3 protein-coding genes and 1 pseudogene are annotated in these 3,302 nt (G+C 51.6%); all 4 read left to right on the top strand.

Translation table 11 applies throughout. From position 1 onward, the window contains the following. On the top strand, positions 1 to 200 hold a 200-nt coding region (locus RT340_RS22365; protein WP_313377845.1), incomplete at its 5' end, for a hypothetical protein. Continuing rightward, positions 193 to 1,008 carry a 4-hydroxy-tetrahydrodipicolinate reductase gene (dapB, locus tag RT340_RS22360; RefSeq protein WP_097118316.1) on the top strand — a complete coding sequence of 272 codons (816 nt, stop codon included), beginning with the start codon at positions 193 to 195 and terminating at the stop codon, positions 1,006 to 1,008. The genes RT340_RS22365 and dapB, both read left to right, overlap by 8 nt. A 471-nt stretch (positions 1,009 to 1,479) precedes the next feature. Further along, positions 1,480 to 2,628: a glutamine-hydrolyzing carbamoyl-phosphate synthase small subunit gene (gene carA / locus RT340_RS22355; RefSeq protein ID WP_058959360.1), complete on the top strand. Its 1,149-nt coding sequence runs from the start codon at positions 1,480 to 1,482 to the stop codon at positions 2,626 to 2,628. Positions 2,629 to 2,641: 13 nt separating this feature from the next. Beyond that, a pseudogene (gene carB, locus RT340_RS22350) lies at positions 2,642 to 3,302 on the top strand (carbamoyl phosphate synthase large subunit); the annotation flags it as partial.

The following is a 3,302-nucleotide window of genomic DNA, read 5'->3' as shown; positions in this document are numbered from 1 at the left end:
CATCGTTCGGCCTTTTCTTTATCTGTCGTCGCCAAATAGACCACTTCCAGCAGGTGGGATTGCTTTTACTGATAATGTTTGGCGGCTGGCATAAAATTCTTATTATCCCTTTTTTATTGTGGCGTGACTGTTATCTGACCGTTAACCTGTTTACGCTTTGCATGCATAGATTTGTATCAGGAATGAATAATTATGAGTGATATCCGCATTGCTATCGTTGGTGCGCCAGGCCGCATGGGACGCAATTTAATTCAGGCTGTGCAGCAAGCGGAAGGTGTCGCGTTAGGCGCAGCACTGGCACGTAGCGGTTCTTCACTGCTGGGCGCTGACGCAGGTGAACTGGCTGGTATCGGTAAAACCGATATTAACGTTACCGATGATTTGCTGAAAGTGGTCAATGATTTTGATGTGCTGATCGACTTTACTCGGCCGGAAGGTACGCTGGAATACCTGGCATTCTGCCGCAAGCATAAAAAGGCGATGGTAATTGGCACCACCGGCTTTGATGAGGCAGGTAAAGAAGCGATTCGCGCCGCTGCCGAAGAAATTGGCATTGTGTTTGCCGCTAACTTTAGTGTTGGTGTGAACCTGGTGCTGAATCTGCTGCAGCAAGCAGCCAAAGTGATGGGTGACTATGCTGATATTGAAATCGTGGAAGCGCACCACCGTCATAAAGTTGATGCACCATCAGGTACAGCGTTAGCGATGGGCGAAGCGATTGCCGATGCGATGAACTGGAAATTGGACGAGCACGCGGTTTACGCACGCGAAGGCCATACCGGCGAGCGTCAAGCACAGACCATCGGCTTTGCTACCGTACGCGCAGGCGATATTGTTGGTGAACATACCGCGATGTTTGCTGATATTGGCGAGCGTGTAGAGATTACCCATAAGGCTTCCAGCCGCATGACCTTTGCTAATGGCGCAGTTAAGGCGGCAAGTTGGTTGAAGAACAAGAAATCTGGCCTCTATGATATGCGGGATGTGCTGGATTTATCGATGTTGTGAGTGTTGTGAACCATCGTGATGTGGTTATTTCAATCGGTAAGATGATGATTGAATAGGGCAATGTGATCATTGCCCTTTATTTTACTTATTAAAATGATGGCTTAATTGTATTTTTGTCTTTTGGTGTCTATTTTTCAATGTTTAGTTCTATCGGGAGGTCAGTAAGATGCGATTTTTGACCATTTGGTCAAAAATTTATGCGCGGTAGCACGTGTTTGCGATTATTGCCGCTTAGCAACCGTTTATTTTCCTCACTTATCTCACTCTTTTATCGCCTTTCTCGCTTTTTAACATTCAACAGCCTTAAAAATACAAAAAAATAGCCACTCAGGGTAGACAAGCTGAAGGTCGATCATTAGAATGCGCGCAATTTGCCAAAATTCGAGCATTCAGGCGGATTTTGCATTGATTCGGGCATGTATTTTGAATTAATATGCAAATATTGTGACTGTTTATTCCCTGGAGGATGTTTTGATTAAGTCAGCGCTATTGGTTCTGGAAGACGGAACCCAATTCCACGGTCGGGCCATCGGGGCAACGGGGTCGGCAGTGGGGGAAGTCGTTTTCAACACGTCAATGACTGGTTATCAAGAAATCCTCACTGATCCTTCCTATTCCCGCCAAATCGTTACCCTCACTTATCCCCATATCGGCAATGTTGGCGTTAACGCCGCCGATGAAGAATCCAGCCAAATCCATGCTCAAGGCCTCGTTATTCGCGACCTGCCGCTGATCACCAGCAACTTCCGTAGTGAAGAAAGCCTGTCAGCTTACTTGCAGCGCAATAACATTGTCGGCATCGCCGATATCGACACGCGCAAACTGACCCGTTTGCTGCGCGAGAAGGGCGCTCAGAGCGGCTGCATTATCGCGGGTGATAATCCGGATGCGGCACTGGCGCTGCAAAAAGCGCAGGCCTTCCCGGGCTTGAAAGGCATGGACCTGGCGAAAGAAGTGACCACGGCGGAAACTTACGCGTGGCAGCAGGGTAGCTGGACACTGGAAGGGGATTTGCCTGAGCAGAAAACGGCTGCAGAGCTGCCATTCCACGTTGTCGCCTATGACTTCGGCGCTAAGCGCAACATCCTGCGAATGCTGGTGGATCGCGGTTGCCGTTTGACCGTTGTCCCGGCAAAGACCAGCGCAGAAGAGGTGCTGGCACTCAATCCAGACGGCATTTTCCTGTCGAACGGTCCTGGTGACCCGGAGCCTTGCGATTACGCCATCAACGCCATTCAGGCCTTCCTGAAAACTGATATTCCGGTGTTTGGTATTTGCCTCGGCCATCAGCTGCTGGCGCTGGCAAGCGGTGCAAAAACCGTGAAGATGAAACTCGGTCACCACGGCGGCAACCACCCGGTCAAAGATCTCGACAACAATGTGGTGATGATTACCGCGCAGAACCACGGTTTCGCGGTTGATGACAGCCAGCTGCCAGCGAATTTGCGTGTCACGCATGTGTCGCTGTTCGACCAGACGGTGCAAGGTATTCACCGCACAGATAAACCGGCCTTCAGCTTCCAGGGACACCCTGAAGCGAGCCCAGGCCCGCACGATGCGGCGCCGCTGTTCGATCACTTTATCGAACTGATCGAAGCTTACCGTTCTAACGCGAAGTAATCAGGAGCCCACGATGCCAAAACGTACAGACATAAAAAGCATCCTGATCCTTGGCGCTGGCCCGATCGTTATCGGCCAGGCATGTGAATTTGACTACTCCGGTGCACAGGCGTGTAAAGCGCTGCGTGAAGAGGGTTACCGCGTCATTCTGGTCAACTCCAACCCGGCCACCATCATGACCGACCCGGAAATGGCCGATGCGACCTATATTGAGCCGATTCACTGGGAAGTAGTACGTAAGATCATCGAAAAAGAGCGCCCGGATGCCGTTCTGCCGACCATGGGCGGCCAGACTGCACTGAACTGTGCGCTGGAGCTGGAGCGTCAGGGTGTGCTGGCTGAGTGCGGCGTCACCATGATCGGTGCGACCGCGGATGCCATCGATAAAGCCGAAGACCGCCGCCGTTTCGACGTGGCGATGAAAAGCATCGGCCTCGGCACCGCGCGTTCCGGTATCGCGCATACCATGGAAGAAGCACTGGCCGTGGCCGAAGATGTAGGCTTCCCGTGCATCATTCGTCCTTCCTTTACCATGGGCGGCACCGGTGGCGGTATCGCTTACAATCGCGAAGAGTTCGAAGAGATTTGCGAGCGTGGCCTGGATCTTTCCCCTACCAATGAGCTGCTGATTGACGAGTCGCTGATTGGCTGGAAAGAGTACGAGATGGAAGTGG

Source organism: Pantoea sp. CTOTU50773 (genome assembly GCF_032082325.1).
GTDB lineage: Bacteria > Pseudomonadota > Gammaproteobacteria > Enterobacterales > Enterobacteriaceae > Pantoea > Pantoea communis.
Note: the sequence above shows the minus strand (reverse complement) of the source record. Positions and strands in the feature narration are given on the sequence as shown.